At 61.8% G+C, this 15,133-nt stretch carries 10 protein-coding genes and 4 pseudogenes; 5 read left to right on the forward strand and 9 right to left on the reverse strand.

Features of this window, described 5'->3' with window-relative positions; genetic code table 11:
- A pseudogene (locus ACFWUY_RS35860) lies at positions 1 to 102 on the forward strand (IS5/IS1182 family transposase); the annotation flags it as partial.
- A gap of 43 nt (positions 103 to 145) precedes the next feature.
- Here the strand turns inward: ACFWUY_RS35860 and ACFWUY_RS35865 are convergent.
- Positions 146 to 1,798, reverse strand: a complete 1,653-nt coding sequence (locus ACFWUY_RS35865; protein WP_384119893.1) for a protein kinase — start codon at positions 1,796 to 1,798, stop codon at positions 146 to 148.
- A gap of 571 nt (positions 1,799 to 2,369) precedes the next feature.
- Here ACFWUY_RS35865 and ACFWUY_RS35870 point away from each other — a divergent pair.
- Positions 2,370 to 3,136 (forward strand): annotated as a pseudogene (locus tag ACFWUY_RS35870) (transposase family protein).
- 34 nt (positions 3,137 to 3,170) lie between these two features.
- On the opposite strand, the gene ACFWUY_RS35875 reads toward ACFWUY_RS35870, so the two are convergent.
- From ACFWUY_RS35875 to ACFWUY_RS35885, 3 genes are all read right to left on the reverse strand, one after another.
- Positions 3,171 to 5,813 carry a LuxR C-terminal-related transcriptional regulator gene (locus ACFWUY_RS35875; protein WP_384119896.1) on the reverse strand — a complete coding sequence of 881 codons (2,643 nt, stop codon included), beginning with the start codon at positions 5,811 to 5,813 and terminating at the stop codon, positions 3,171 to 3,173.
- Between the two features lie 1,407 nt (positions 5,814 to 7,220).
- Positions 7,221 to 7,730, reverse strand: coding sequence for an IS30 family transposase (locus tag ACFWUY_RS35880; RefSeq protein ID WP_384119924.1), 510 nt, complete (start codon positions 7,728 to 7,730; stop codon positions 7,221 to 7,223).
- Positions 7,731 to 7,751: 21 nt separating this feature from the next.
- Positions 7,752 to 8,066: a transposase gene (locus ACFWUY_RS35885; protein WP_384119899.1), complete on the reverse strand. Its 315-nt coding sequence runs from the start codon at positions 8,064 to 8,066 to the stop codon at positions 7,752 to 7,754.
- A 105-nt stretch (positions 8,067 to 8,171) separates the two neighbouring features.
- On the opposite strand from ACFWUY_RS35885, the pseudogene ACFWUY_RS35890 reads away from it, so the two are divergent.
- The 3 genes and pseudogenes from ACFWUY_RS35890 to ACFWUY_RS35900 all read left to right on the forward strand — a co-directional run.
- Positions 8,172 to 8,609, forward strand: a pseudogene (locus ACFWUY_RS35890) (TipAS antibiotic-recognition domain-containing protein); the annotation flags it as partial.
- On the forward strand, positions 8,606 to 9,820 hold the full coding sequence (locus tag ACFWUY_RS35895; RefSeq protein WP_384119905.1) for a glycosyltransferase: 1,215 nt from the start codon (positions 8,606 to 8,608) through the stop codon (positions 9,818 to 9,820). The pseudogene ACFWUY_RS35890 and the gene ACFWUY_RS35895, both read left to right, overlap by 4 nt.
- 66 nt (positions 9,821 to 9,886) lie before the next feature.
- Positions 9,887 to 10,344, forward strand: a pseudogene (locus ACFWUY_RS35900) (transposase family protein); the annotation flags it as partial.
- A 74-nt stretch (positions 10,345 to 10,418) separates the two neighbouring features.
- Here the strand turns inward: ACFWUY_RS35900 and trpC are convergent.
- The 5 genes from trpC to ACFWUY_RS35925 all read right to left on the reverse strand — a co-directional run.
- Positions 10,419 to 11,264, reverse strand: coding sequence for an indole-3-glycerol phosphate synthase TrpC (gene trpC / locus ACFWUY_RS35905; protein WP_384119908.1), 846 nt, complete (start codon positions 11,262 to 11,264; stop codon positions 10,419 to 10,421).
- A 69-nt stretch (positions 11,265 to 11,333) separates the two neighbouring features.
- Positions 11,334 to 12,374: an anthranilate phosphoribosyltransferase gene (gene trpD, locus ACFWUY_RS35910; RefSeq protein ID WP_384119911.1), complete on the reverse strand. Its 1,041-nt coding sequence runs from the start codon at positions 12,372 to 12,374 to the stop codon at positions 11,334 to 11,336.
- Positions 12,375 to 12,384: 10 nt separating this feature from the next.
- Entirely contained in the window at positions 12,385 to 12,966 is a 582-nt protein-coding gene (locus ACFWUY_RS35915) for an anthranilate synthase component II (RefSeq protein ID WP_384119914.1), read from the reverse strand.
- Positions 12,963 to 14,351: an anthranilate synthase component I family protein gene (locus ACFWUY_RS35920; RefSeq protein WP_384119917.1), complete on the reverse strand. Its 1,389-nt coding sequence runs from the start codon at positions 14,349 to 14,351 to the stop codon at positions 12,963 to 12,965. The genes ACFWUY_RS35915 and ACFWUY_RS35920 overlap by 4 nt, the downstream gene beginning before the upstream one ends.
- Before the next feature lie 422 nt (positions 14,352 to 14,773).
- Positions 14,774 to 15,133 (reverse strand): transposase family protein (locus ACFWUY_RS35925; protein WP_384119920.1); only part of this gene is annotated, 360 nt, incomplete at its 5' end.

Genomic DNA, 15,133 nt, shown 5'->3' on the forward strand with positions numbered 1-15,133 from the left:
CAGTCCTGGCGGCTACTGAAGCGAGCCCGGTGCTCCACCCGCCGCATCGGAACAGTCGTCCAAGCCGTCCACACGCTACTGACCTGCAGCTATTCAGGATGAAAACGGCTCATTGGATCAACGGAACACGATTCGAGCGAAACGGCTAGGCATGCCCGGTAGAAACCCAGATAGTGACAGTCTTCTCTGACGCTTTAACGAGCGTGGAATACGGGCTTTGGTTGACCACGATGCCCTGGCCCCAGATAGTTTCGTTAAAATCCTTCTCGACCAAGGTCCAGCCGCCTGCCCGAGCGCACGCGCGAACAGAAAGGATGTGGTGGAGCTTAAAGAAGGGCACGGAAACCTGGCCGTCGGAGAAGTTGAATTGATCCATACAGTCCGACGGCTTCATCGTCAGGGCAGGGTCACCCTTCCGGATGCTTGTGCTGGGAGCTGGCGTCGTCGAAGGGGCGTCTTGAAGGCTAGGTGATGGCGAAATTGAACCACTTTGAAGCGGGCTCGGGGGGGTTCCAGTAACGGGAGGTGCGCTGCTGACTGCCCCGGCCTCGGGCGTGGGAGTGCGTTGATTTTCGGGGATGATCGTGACCACTGCACCAGCGAGGGCACAGACACCCAGCACTGTGCCGGCCACTGCTGCGGCGTGCCGCTTGCGTCGTTGTCGTGGCACACCAGGTGCGGTAGAGGTGTGCGGCGGCAAGGAAGGCGCGTGATTCCAATTCGCAGAAGCAGTAGGGGTGCGTGGGGCTGCTCTCTCCACGCCCGATGGGGCCTGGGGCTGCATGTAGTGCAGCGCTGGGGGAGTGCTTTGCGCGGCAGTGCCAGGATCCCAACCGACTTGTCTGGCGTTGCTGTTGTAGTAGGCAGGCGTACCGGTGTTGATGTGCGCGGTGCCTGCTGCCGGGAGCGTAACTGTGTTGCTGACGGTAATGGCGGCGGTGACTGCCTGATGCATGGCTTCCGCAGTGGGGAAGCGAGCGGAAGCATGTTTCTGCAGTGCATGACTCACCAGCGCGTCTAGCGGCGGGGTCACCTGCGGGTTGAACATCGAAGGGAGGGGTGGTTCCTCTTGGACATGTTTATATGCGATGGCCAGTGCAGATTCCCCATCAAAAGGCAGCCGGCCCGTTAGCAGTTCGAATAGAAGACAGCCCACCGAGTACAGATCAGAACGGGCGTCAACCTCTCTGCCGAGCGCCTGCTCAGGTGAGAGGTACTGAGGTGTGCCAATCACGGCCCCTGTCTGAGTCATGGATGATGAAGATTGCAAGGCTCTTGCGATGCCAAAGTCCATGACTTTGACAACGTTTCGGCCTGTCAGCATTACGTTTGCTGGCTTTATGTCTCGATGTACGAGGCTCATCTCATGGCTTGCTTGGAGTGCTGCCAAAATTTCGGAAACAATCTTCAAAGCCTTTACTGCCGGCATTGCGCCGTGCTGTGAAGCATCCTCTTCAAGGACATCTCGCAGCGACTTACCCTCGACGTACTCCATAACGATGTACGGGACTACGTCACCGTCGACTGTATCCTCACCCGAATCAAAGACCGACACAATATTCGGGTGGTTGAGTTTTGCAATTGCCTGGGCCTCGCGGCGGAAGCGTTCGCGGAAGGAAGGCTCGCGGCCGAGTTCTGCATGCAGGATCTTGACCGCCACGAGCCGGTCCAGGACTGTGTCGGCGGCCAAATACACGGCAGCCATGCCGCCGCTTCCCAATGCGTGTCGGAGGTCGTAGCGTCCGTTTCCGACCGAGCGAAACTGGCGGTGATCGCTCGCTCCTCCGCCTGTATTCATTTTGGAATTGCCCCTTGACGGTCGTATTTTCCGGTCTTCCTATTCCATACGGAGGAAGCGGCGCGGCCCCATGCATATTCGTATCTGCCAATGAACAGCACGCGGAAGAATGCTCCCCAACTCCTAACGAGAAATACAGCGGAGGGGTTCCTGGCGCGGCGGTGGCCGGCCTGCCGTTACCTGACCGCTCCATCTAACACGGAAGGCCAGATGCTCGCATGAGTGATTACTACTTACCGCCTGGAGGGTGCGACCGATCGGGGCGTCCCGAGGAGTGAAGCTGGAACCGTTAACCTTCACGCAAGGAGTCGCAGGCATTATTTATCAAATCCAGGTCAATTGGTTGCGTCTGGCGAATCGGTTTGGCTGGTGGAAACGGAATTCCTGAAATACGGTTCGAAACATCCCTCGCGTAGCGGCCGGATGCGACTCTGTGAAGCCTGACTAAGCCGTTTTCGTCCTGTCTCTGTGGGGGTGAAACGGCAGGTCGGCAGGGGTGCGTAACGAGACGAGGCTCCTGGTCGTTGCGGTGGTGTTCTCTACGCACCATGCATCGCCCGGGAAGGTTTGCGTGGTCCCGTTTCGCGCCACGGCCGACGTCCCGCATGAGGTTGGTTGAGCACGTTTCCTGGCTCCTCTGCGCACGAAGGTGGGAGCGCCGTTCGCGGTGGCGGAAGCCGGGATGCTTCCAGCAGGCCCTGCTCGCGCTGGTGCACCTGCGCAAGAACGAGCCGCTGCCCGACCTGGCAGCCGGCTTTGGTATCTCGACAGCCACCGCCTGGCGCTACGTCGACGAGACCCTGGACGTCCTCGCGGCCTGGGCACCTGGCCTGCACGAGGCCCTGACCGGCCTGGGCGAGGGCGACCACGTGATCGTGGACGGCACCCTGATCCCCACCGACCGCATCGCCGTCGACGAGCCGTCCTACTCGCAGAAACACCGCAAGCACGGCATGAACGTACAGGTCATCGCCCGCCCCGACGGCACACCGCTCTGGTTCTCCCGCGCGACACCCGGCCACGCCCACCACCTGACCGTGGCCCGCGCCCACAGCCGTTGCCCCAGCCTGCCTCATCCGACAGTCCTTATCCTGGCGGACCGCGCCTACCAGGATGCCGGCGCCACCGTCCGCACCCCGTCCTATCACCACCGCGAACAGCCCGAGCATTACCAGCAGTTCAACCGCAACCACGCCCGACTGTGGGCTCTGGGAGAACGGGCCGTCGCACAGCTGAAGTCCTGGCGAATCCTCCGACGAGCCCGATGCTCCACCTGCCGTATCAGTACCATCCGTTCAGGCCGTTCGCACGCTGTTGACCTGCGGCTATTCAGGATGAAAACGGCTCACTCAGGCGACGTCACAAGACCTTTTTATTCTCGCGCACCGGCCAGTATGGTTGCCAGGTCACGACGAGTTGTGACCCCCAGTTTGCTGTAGGCACGGGCGAGGTGGTTGTCCACAGTGCGAGCGGACAGGCCGAGAGCCGTGGCGATGTCCTTACTGCTTGCTCCACCGGCGGCCAGGAAGGCGATTTCTCGTTCCCGAGCAGTCAGGGGAGCGGTTGCCTCTGTGGTGGCAAGGAGCGGAGTTCGTGCACCCTGACAGCGGGCTGTTAGAACTTCGGTACGGTGGGTCGCAGCCGGAGTCTGGTGTGCTCGGTTGCCTTGACGTCGAGACGCAGTGAGCGAAGCCGTGGCGGCCTCGGCGGCGAGCAGGTCCGCACCCAGGCGTTCAAATGCTTCGGAGACTTGCCACAGGCGTTGGGGGCTGTCGGCAGCGAGTGCGGCGGCAAACTCGGCATGCAACGAAGGGAGGGGACCATCGCAGACCTGCGCGAGTTCGTTGAGGCGTCCGACATCCCTAGCGCCACCGAGTCGGGCCATGTCTGTGAGTAGCAGTACCTCGGCGAAACGGTGGTCTCCAGCCTGAGCCGCGAGTGCGGCTTCCTTGAGTTCCTCGCGGGCCTGCGTGAGGTTACCCCGGGCTGCGAGTGTCCACACGGTCCCCAAAACTTCTTCCCCGATGTCGAAGCCTCTTGGATATTTGGATAGGTCAGCCAGTGCGCGGTCGGCCGCATCCAAGTCGCCCAGATGCGCGGCGCATGCCGCTAGGCCGGACAAAGCGGAACGCACCACAAGAAGCTGATTGATCCGGCGGGCCACGGCCAGGCTTTCGGCGTACCACTTGCGCGCTGAGGCGGGGTGTCCGGCCATCCATTCAACGCGAGCGAGGTGCCAGGCCATCCAAATCTGAGGCAGGGGCGCCTTCGCTGCAACGAACTCGTTGAAAGTGCGCTCGCCTATTTCGCGAGCATCGCCCAAACGGCCGGCCTGGGCAAGCGCGATGACAACAGAGTTCAGCTGCGTTCCCGGGTGGGGCAACTGTGCCTGATCGTCGATTCTTTGATGTGTGGAATAGGCGTGTTCGGCCCATTCCAGCGCCTCTGCCATGCGGCCGACGCCGGCCAGGGCAGCCCCCTTCATCATCATGCCCGCTAGCCAAACATTGATGTTGGGTGCTTGCTGGATATCCTCATCGAGTTCTTCGAAGAGGTGTAGCGCTCGTGTGGGTTGACCTGATACCGCACACACACTGCCCTCAAGAACCCGTAGGACTCGCTGACCATCAGGACTCGTCACATGTGTCTTCGCTGTATCGATCACCGCGAGTGCATCCTTGCTGCGGCCGCACCCCCAATAGAGGATGATCGTTCGCAGAACCGTTACTGCGAGCTTCTCCCACTCGCTGCGGACAGTGGCGTCGACCCTGGCAAGGAGTTCTACGGCCTCCTCTTGCCGGCCCAGTTCGAAGAGTGCTTCACCATGCATGAGCTGGACGGGGACAGTGCGACTGGCCTCCGGAATGGCTTCGATGAGTACGACCGCCTGACGGTAGTCATGGGCATGCCGTGCCAGCGCAGCAGCTTGGGTCAGGAGTGCAGGGTCAGCTGTGCCAGTGGCTGCCAGCTGCCAGGTAGCAATGTGCAAAGTGTCGTCACGGCGTCGGGCACCTCGAGCGTGTACGCGTGCGGCTTGTGCCAGCAAAATGGCACGGCGTCGCAACGCTGGCAGGCTGGATCTGACCACCTCGCCGTACAGGGGGTGTGCTAGCCCTACCGCAACTCGCTTCCCATCAGACGCTTCTTGAACCAGCCCTGCGTCTTCCAGTGCCTTGAGCGTGTCGGAGGACGCAACCGACTCTGCGTCTACCCGCCCCACTGATCCACACAGAGCAAGCAACTCCAGAACCTGGTTTCCCTCCTGCCCGGCTGCTGCCAAGCGTGCGCTGATCAGCTCAGAGAGACGAGGAGTGCCTGCAAGACTACGTGCGGTAAGCTCCCATACCTCTCCGTCAGTAAGAGCCCCTGAGGCCAGTGCGCCCTCAACAAGCTCTTTCAGGTACAACACATTGCCGCCTGAGGCAGTGAACAGCTCTCGGACAGTCCTGTGTCCGACACGCCCTCCCAGGATCCTCTCCAGCAGGGCCTCGACCGTGGCTTCATCCAGGGCCCCCAGCTCTACCCGCTGAACTGCATCTGCGTTCTGCAACTCATCCACAGCGTCGCTGACCGGTTCACCGCTACGTATCGTGGCGATCAAACGGATGGCCTGGGTCCCCAGAAGCTGTTGAAGTAGTCGGGCGGAAGTGTCGTCCAGTAGATGCAGATCATCCACCATGATGACCAAGCGCCTCTTCCGACGGGCCAGTGCAAGCCCCAGACTGGCGAAGGCTGCGGCTGGGTCAGAGAGGTCGAGTCCAGCGGGCAGTAGATGACCGATGGCTCCCAGTGGAACCACACCGGCTGCTGAACTTGCAGTTGCCCGCACCCCTTGGAAGCCCGTGGCAACCGCACGGTCCAGGCACTCCTCTGCCAGCCGCGTTTTGCCCACGCCCGCCGGTCCGGATACGACGAACCCACGGAAGTGTCGCCCTGCGAGGACCCCAGGCAGTCGGTCCAACTCTACGTCCCGCCCCATCATCGGCCAGCGCCGCGACCGAATCGGAACCTCCATGACAGCCTCCTGCTCAATACCTTACATCTGCACCACACAGTGATCCTGTTAGCAGTCCGACTGTTCACAGTACGCTTGTGATCTTGCCCGAGGGGAAGATTGACGGTTTCCGCGCCGGGGAAGCCGCCGACATCCGGCACCCGCTTCACACCGATCTGTTTATCGTGGTGCCACTGCCAGCACGTTCTGCTTTCGAGTGTCTGCGTTGCCTACTTAGCGATATGTTTCACGCAATCTTTAGTCTATAATCGATAAGGGTGACGAATTTAAGGAGGGCGCAGAATGTGAATCGGAAAGCGAGCGCGAGAAGACCAGGAGAGGTAATTTTTTCATCAGGATCATGGGGAGTGTGGTCCAGTTGACCGGAACGAGGTCTTAATCAACGACTGAATTGTCATGCTGTCTTCTAACCCTAGATTCTTTAACTCGTAATGCTTCTCTAGACTGTGATGCTCCAGTGCCGTCGGGTGATTAAACCTGGAATTCGAACCCCAGTCGCGAGTAGTTCTTACTCATTAGAGGGGGCATCTGTCGGGAACGCATCCTTGCTCCAGGGATGCCGATCGCTAATTGATCTACCGCTGAACGGCACTCGGCTGTTCGGGGAGCGCATTTGAGCCCCTTAGAGACCTGTATGCACGCTGTGATATATCCCAGCGAAGCCAACTCCTCCGCCGCTCATAGATCTGTACTGGCTCGGGGACGTAGAGAAGCAGACAGCCCCCTTAGCTGCCTTAGCTGCGGCATAGGTCTTGTAGATGATCACCTTGCAGTCAGGTCGCCTGTTGGGAATCGCTCTCTTCCGAGTGAGCCAGCGTGGCAAGGGCATACCTGATCACGATAATCCTCGGCACGTACTGTTGCTGGCGAGTCGGGCATCGTGAAGCGGCTTGGCTTCGCGACGATCCCCCCCAAGCGGGTGGGCCTGCCGCCCTACATGAAAGCTGAACTCCTCTGCGGGCACGAGCAGCACCCCCTTGCGACACGACCCGTCAGCGGGGCGATGTGCGAGCCGGCATTCATCGACCGACTGCTGGCCAGACTCATCCATCTGAGTTACGGAGCCCCTCACGACGTTCAAGCCGGCTGGCACGATACTGACCGCTTCAAGATCCCCGTGCAATCGGCGAAGTGCCACCTCTGCCGGCACCGCGACCCGTGTGCGCCGCCCTGACGAGGGGCGCAAGACGAGACACGTTCATCTGTGGCAAGAGCAAGCAGAACGTAGTACGGGCGGATTAGCGCGATCGTCGCAACGCTGCAGGTTCATGGTGCCAGGGCGGCGGTAAATGCGGAGGCTGGGGTCTACCAGCCGAGGGGTTTGCGGGGTCGTTTATGGAGCCTGAACTCGATCTCTCTGAGGTGGTCCGCGGTAGCCAGGGACAGGTTCGTGCGCTTGGGTAGGTACTAGCGGATCAGTCCGTTCGTGTTCTCGTTGGTGCCGCGCTGCCAGGGGCTGCCGGGGTGGGCGAAGAAGACTCCATCGGTGAAGTGCGGTGTGAGCTCGTGGTGGCGAGCCATCTCAGAGCCCTGATCCCAGGTCAGGGGCCGGCAGGCATGCTCGAGCAGCGCGGTGAACGCCGCGATGAGAGCATCGTGGAGCTGATCGGCGGAATGCCCCTCAGGTAGGGCGATCAGGCGGAGATAGCGGGTGCGGCGGTCGACCAGCGTGGCCACCACGGACCGGCTGTGAGGCCCGACGATCAAGTCTCCTTCCCAGTCGCCCAGCTGGGTCCGCAGCTCGACGACGGTCGGCCGGCGATCGATGAGGACGGCCGGGGCCACGAACTTCGCGACCCGCTGGTCAGACCGGCGGCGCTTCTTCTGCAGAGGCCGGCCGGTGCGGGGTTTACGGGTCAACGTCGTGCTCACTTTGACGCCCTGGTAGAGGGCCCGGTGGATCGTCTCGTGGCACAGATGCCGTTCAGGACAAACGGGTCAAAGCGCATGCAGATGGGCGGCGATCTGCTCGGGACTCCACCCCAGGGCGAGCTTGGGCTGGACCTCGACTTTCAGCTCCGGGTCCGCGGCGAGTTTGACGCGGCGTGGCCGTCCGTTGCGTTCCAGGAAGCGATGGTGGGCCAGGTCGGCGTCGTAGATGTCACTGTCGTGCGGCAGGCTGTTGCGGCGTAGTTCGCGGCTGACCGTCGACGGCGACCGCTCCAGGCGCAGGGCTATCTCCCGAACGCCCAGGCCGCGTTCGCGCAGGGTGGCAATCCGTTTGCGTTCCAGCAGCGACAGATAACGCCCCAACCGAGATGCTTCCGGCAACGACCGCGGAGGCAGCCCACCGCTCTCGGCCCGCTACTGGTATCCGGTCTTCCGCCCGATGCCCAGCTGCTTGCACGCCTCGACAGTGTCTTCGGTGAGATCACCTTCGACCTGAGCTATGCCACCGAGGCAGAACTGAAGTGGGCGCACTCGGAGGGACAGCGCGAGGCGATGGCACGCGCGGCCGCTCACACCAAAGAGGATTAGCGCCGGCTCATGGGCGAGGCCGCCGCCTGGCGCGTGGAGCTGCTCGCGGCCTTCGACGAGGGGGAGCCGAGCGACGGCGAGCGGGCCATGGACCTCGCCGAGGAGCACCGCTTGCACATCGCACGCTGGTTCACCTCCTGCCCGCCCGACACGCACCGGCGCATCGCGGACGACTTCGTCGCCGACCCGCGCGCATTCGCTCTGGTCGTACCGCCGTCGCAGCAACGCCCGGGTCTGGCCGCCTATACGCGCAAGGCGGTTCATGCCAACGCGGCCCGCCACGCAGGTGGCCGTACCGATTTCGAGGAGGACCGATGAGGATCCTGATCGCCGCGGCCGGATCGCGCGGCGACGTCGCGCCCTACACGGGTCTGGGCGCCGAACTGCGCCGGGCCGGATACGACGTCGCCCTCGCCACCACAGACACCTTCGCACCCCTCGTACGCGAGGCAGGGCTGGAATTTCGCAGCCTCCCCGCCGACACCCGGGTGCGTGGTGGCGTCACGGGCAGACGTGAACTCATGCGTACTGCTGCCGCGTTCATCACCGAACTGGGTCAGGGCTTCGCCGACGTGATGGACGAGGGCACGGACCTGCTCCTGCTGTCGACCACCACGGCTCCGCTCGGCTGGCACCTCACCGAGGCCACGGGCACACCGAGCCTCGGCGTGTACCTCCAACCCACCGCACCGACCGGCGACTTCCCGCCCGTCGTCACAGGCTCCCGCTCACTGGGCCGTCTCGCCAACCGAGCCACCGGACGCTTCGCACTGCGCATGGCCGACCGCGCCTACGAACAGGCTGTCGCACAGCTGCGCCACCGCCTCCAGCTGCCCCCGGCCTCCCCTTCCGAGACGCGCCGACGACAGGAACAGGCGAACTGGCCCATCTTGCACGGCTTCAGCACGGCCCTGGTGCCTCGTCCCTCCGACTGGCGCTCCGGCCTGGAGGTCGTGGGCAACTGGTGGCCCCATCACGAGGCGGCCGAACGGCTGCCTACCGATCTGGAGGACTTCCTGCGTGCCGGACCCCGGCCCGTCCTCATCGGCTTCGGGAGCATGGCGTCCGGTGACGGGGAGCGGCTGAGCGAGATCGCTGTGCGCGCCCTGCGCCGCGCACGGCTGCGCGGCATCCTCCAAGCCGGCGGTGCCGGGCTTGCCGCCGCCGGGGACGACGTGCTCACGATCGGGGACGTACCGCACGCCTTGCTGTTTCCACGGCTGGCCGCGGTGGTCCACCATGGCGGGGCCGGCACCTCGGCCGCCGCGTTGCGCGCCGGAATGCCCGCGGTCACCGTACCGGTGACCGCGGACCAGCCGTTCTGGGCGGGGCGACTTGCCGCCATCGGCGCCGCCACCGACCCGATCCCCTTCCGGTCCCTCACCGCCGAACGGCTTGCCGCCTCACTTCACCACGTAGTGAAGCAGCAGGCACACAGTCGAGCCGCCGCAAGAGCGGCGCGACATCTGATGACCGAGGACGGAGCGGGTCAGGCGCTCAAGGCCATCCAGCAGCTGACCGATGGATGACGCCGACCCGTTCCTCGGGAGATGTCCAACGTCTCGACCAAGCAGCCCTGGAGCCTCGTTGGTCACCTGTACGGCACTCCCGCCGAGTGCGACCGCGTCGGTGACGGGCGGGCGGACCACCCGGCCAAATACCGCCGCCACGGCGTGAACGTGCAGGTAGTCACCGATCCTGGCGGCCGGCTGCTGTGGCTTTCCCCCGCGCTGCCGGGCCGCGCCCATGACCTGACCGCCGCCCGTACCCACCGGATCATCCGTATCTGCGAACGCCAGGGCATCCTCGTCCTGGCCGACCTCGCTCACCAGGGAGGATGCCCCCGGGTCACCACCGGCGTAAAGCGCCGACCGCACTGCGGCCCCACCCCATCCAGCAGACCGCGAATCGGGCATTGGCCCGGACCCGCGCCCCGGTCGAGCGCGGCGTTGCCCGCCTCAAGTCCTGACGGATCCTCCGTCACCCCCGCTGCAGCCCGAACCGCATGATGTCAATTGCCAAAGCCGTACTCACCCTGGAGCGGCACCGCTAAAGAACCTCAATCTTCTCCTTGCCCCCACATCCGATGAGCCGATCTGGCAGCTGCGTTTACGCGGGATGTGACGCTTACCAAGCGCGAGGGCTCCGCCAGGCTGCCCACGGCCGAGGCCTAGGGGGAGCAGTGATCTCCGCAAGCTCTCGTACGGCAGACTCCGGATCCCCGGCGCGCATCAGCATTTCCCCTACGAGGACGGCATCCGCCCCACTGATGCGGAGGCGCTCTGCATCCTGAGCAGACCTGATACCACTCTCCGCGACCAACACTCGGTCAGGACCAACCCGATCTAGCAACCGCTCTATGAGCGTGAGGTCAAGAGAGAAGGTACGCAGATCACGGTGATTAACACCGATTACCCGGGCCCCCGCAGCTACCGCGATGTCAGCCTCGTTCGCGGTATGTACTTCGACGATGGCTTCCATGCCCCATCGCCAAGTGACACGCAGCAGTTCGCCTAGCTTCTCTCGGGATAGGGCGCTGACGATCAGCAGAAGAGCATCAGCGCCGAATGCCCGTGCTTCTGTCACTTGGTATTCATCAGTAATGAAGTCTTTACGAATGATGGGGAGATGAGATGCTAGGCGGACTGTAGCGAGATCCTCAGGGCATCCACCGAAACCGGCGGTGTGAGTAAGAACCGAGAGAGCGCTCGCACCACCCGCCGTGTATTGACGTGCTCTGCTGACCGGGTCGTAATTTTCGGTTAGCGCGCCAGCGATGGGGCTTCGAGGCTTGAGTTCGGCAATCACCCCGAGACCAGGGGCTCGCAGGGCTCCCGCCAGCCGGCGCGGCGGGGGCATAGAAGCAGCCATGCGTTCAAGTTCTGCCAACGGGGTTATAACTCGGCGCTCAGAGGTCTGCTCTGCTGCTGCCTCGAGAAGTTCGGCCAGCACGTTGACCTGGGAATGGATCACGGATTCTCCCCGGACACCGTCTTAAAAGACGGCATGTTTTGTTTTGGTTGACAAGAGACGGAGTCGCGGTCAGGAATCCCCGGTTAGATCAGGGCGCACAGACGAAATTTCTTGTGAGACCGCAATCCATTTGTCGAGTAGAGCTCCTGCCGCACCGCTGTCGATCGCCCTTGCTGCTTGGTCAACGGCTGCTCGCCAATCTTCCCCCCTTCCCGCAGTGCGCAGCGCTGCTGCGGTGTTAAGCAGCACAATGTCGCGGTGCGGACCCGGTTCGCCGGCAAGAATCCTGCGAAGGATACTTGCATTGGTAGCGGCGTTCCCTCCCCGTAGATCTGATATACGGGCAGCCGATATACCAGCATCGGTGGGCAACAGCACACTTCGATGAATATGGTTCTCGCGGATTTCGATCACGCGTGAAGGCGCAGAAAGGCTTAGTTCATCGAGTCCGTCCTCAGAGGTAAAGACCATTGCCCGTTCGGTGCCTAGCCGAATCAGAGTCTCGGCGACAATGGGTGCCATGTCTGGATCAGCGACACCGAGGATTTGAAACTTAGCCCCAGCGGGGTTACACAGCGGCCCCAAGAAATTAAAGACCGTCCGCACTCCTAGGTCACGGCGGGCCTGTGCCGCATGTCTAAACGCCGGCAGATACATCGGCGCATAAAGGAAAGTGATGCCGACACGTTCTAGACAGACCGCAGCCGCTGGCGGACTGAGGTCGATGCGGACCCCAAGAGCCTCAAGTACGTCAGCGCTCCCGCAGTTTGAGGAGGCACTGCGGTTTCCATGTTTGGCTACACGGATTCCGCACGCGGCTGCGACCACTGCCACCGTGGTGGAGATGTTGAAGGTGTCGTGACCGTCCCCTCCTGTGCCACAGGTGTCGAGTACGTTGGCCGAGACAGGAAGCGTCACAGATGATCCACGCGCAGCCTGAACCAAGCCCACCATCTCATCGACAGTGATCCCTTTTGCCGTGATTGCCGCAGCGAAACCCGCGATCTGCGCCGGAAGGGCTGAGCCGCTAAGCACAGACGTCATAGCCTCAGCAGCCTGCGCCTGAGAGAGAGGGCGGCCTTGCGTGAGTCGTTGGAGGGCTGACTTCAATTTCGCTCCATCAGCATGGCGAGGAATTGAGGAAGTTGGCCACGATTCTGTGACCACCTTCCGTAAGTACTGACTCGGGATGGAATTGCACACCAAAGGTTGGATGAGACCGGTGCATCAGCGCCATGATGGTTCCGTCACTGGCCCACGCTGTTGGGACGAGCTCGGCGGGCAGCGTGTCAGGGTCGACAGCTAGGGAGTGGTAGCGCGTGGCCGTGAATGGACTGGCAAGCCCGGCCAGCACACCGGTGCCTTGGTGCCGAATACTGGATGTCTTGCCGTGCATAGGCTTCGTGCGCCTGACGACACCACCGAATGCCTCAGCAATGGTCTGATGTCCCAGACACACCCCAAGAATTGGGATAAGACCGCTCAGTTGCCGCACCACAGCAAGAGAGATTCCCGCTTGAGAAGGAGTTCCAGGGCCGGGGGAAATTACGATCAAGCTGTACTGGGAGAGCTGCTCCACAGTAATGGAATCGTTGCGGTAGACGTCTGGCCGACTGCCGAGCTCGGAAAAGTACTGAAACAGGTTGTAAGTGAAGGAGTCATAATTGTCGACAATCGCAACAGTGCGAGTGTTAGCGTTCATGATTTACGTTCCGCCCGGTCTACGGCCACAAATACAGCCTTAGCCTTATTGAGGGTCTCTTGATACTCGGATTCTGCGTCCGAGTCAGCCACGATCCCGGCCCCGGACTGGGCATAGATCATGCCATCAGAAATAACAACAGTGCGCAAAACGATCGCGAAGTCCAGGTCTCCACCAAACCCCATGAACCCCAATGCCCCTCCGTAAACTCCCCTCCGTTCCGGCTCAATCTCGGCGATAATTTCCATGGCGCGAATTTTCGGCGCACCGGATACCGTGCCGGCAGGGAAAGTGGAGCGCAAAGCGTCAAGGCAGTCGCGATCAGTGTCCAAAACTCCAGTCACTGTCGATGACAGGTGCATGACGTGCGAGTAACGCTCAACTTCCATCAAACGCGGGACCTTCACCGTTCCTGGGACGGAAATTTTTCCGATATCGTTGCGCCCAAGATCGACCAACATTACGTGCTCGGCCCGCTCCTTTTCATCTGAGCACAATTCCTTTTCAAGCGCATCCTCGGAGGCTTCGTCTGTACCCCTCCAGCGTGTTCCAGCAAGCGGGCGAGTCTCGGCAACACCGTCCTGCACCTTCACCAGCAGTTCAGGGGACGCACCAACTACGTGGCGCCCATCTCCTAGCGATAGGTGAAACATATAAGGAGATGGATTAACCGAACGCAGCTCCCGGTAAACGGCGGAGGGGTCGGCGTAGAGTGGCTTGCTGAACCGCTGCGAAAGGACTACCTGAAAAATGTCTCCTGCGTGAATGTACTCACGAGCTCGATCGACCATTTCGCCGAATTCATCTCGCGAAACGTTCGCCTTCCATGGAGGGCGTTCGGCATAGGCAGGAAGGGAATGTGATGGCGTAGTTTCGGTTTTGGTGCGACGCTCACCGAACAGGCATTCCTTCATCCCTGCGATTCGCGCAAGCGCAGTTTCGTGAGACTCCGCTGAATGGCGGTGTAGTGTGATGAGGAATAGCTGCCCATTCTTGTGATCGAATGCCGCTAGCTCATCAACATAGAAAAACGTTGAATCCGGAAGCCCCGGGTCGCTGCCAATAGCGGTCGGAATCTGCTCAAAATGCCGAGCCACCTCGTAACCTATGTATCCGACAGCGCCACCTATAAACGGTGGAAGGCCGTCCGCCGGAGTGAGAGGCTGATCCAAAATGCTCTGCAAAGTATTTAGAGGGTCACCGTTGCCCCCATTTACAGACTTTACGTGATGGCCGACATAGGAGAAGCGTGCAGCACCATCGTTGGCCGACATGCTTTCCAAGAGAAAGCCTGGCTCGTCATGGCCCAGCCTCTCGAAAGCCTCAGCGGGAGTGAGTGCCCCGGCAGGGAAAGCCTCGAATACTGGAGTGATCAGATCAATCATGGTTTCACCCTGAGAGTTCGCCCCACCAGACTGATCTGGTGTCATAGTGTCAGGTTTGACCTTTTGGACCTGAAAATTCACTGCATCCTCCGCCCTGGACACCATCGCAGGGTCGTTGAGCCGCAGACCTCTCGTTATGCTCGGATGAGAGGTGACCAAGCGGCAGACAGTTCTGAAATGCCCGTATCTGTAAAGACGTCTCAGTGTCTTCCATCAGGACACGCCCCGTCTTAGGTAATGGCTACTCAACCGGGTTCGCTCAGGACGGTACGGGTGTGACGATGTCCACATCGATCACCCGACGAGGCGAAGGGGAAAGCTACCTGTTGAGCCGTGCTGCTGAGACGGCTAAATGACTATTTCCCACATGGTCGTCCCACATCTATTCTTCGTACCTATCAGGCCGACTTACTGAACCTCTTTCATCCTGAATAGCTGCAGGTCAGCAGTGTGTGGACGGCCTGGACGATGGTGCCGATGCGGCGGGTGGAGCATCTGGCTTGTCGGAGGATTCGCCAGGACTTCAGCTGCGCGAAGGCGCGTTCGCCGGGTGCTCTGAGTCTGGCGTGGTCGCGGTTGAACTGCTGGTAGTGGGGCGGTTGTTCGCGGTAGTGGTAGTAGGGGGTGCGGAAGGTGGCGCCGGCGCCCTGGTAGGCGCGGTCCGCCAGGACGAGGATCTGCCGGGTGAGGCAGGCCTGGACGACGGCGTGGGCACGGGCCGCGGTCAGGTCGTGGGTACGGCCCGGGGTCGCGCGGGAGAACCACAGCGGTGTGCCGTCGGG

Origin of the sequence: Streptomyces sp. NPDC058664 (assembly GCF_042716635.1) — a bacterium.
Lineage (GTDB): Bacteria > Actinomycetota > Actinomycetes > Streptomycetales > Streptomycetaceae > Streptomyces.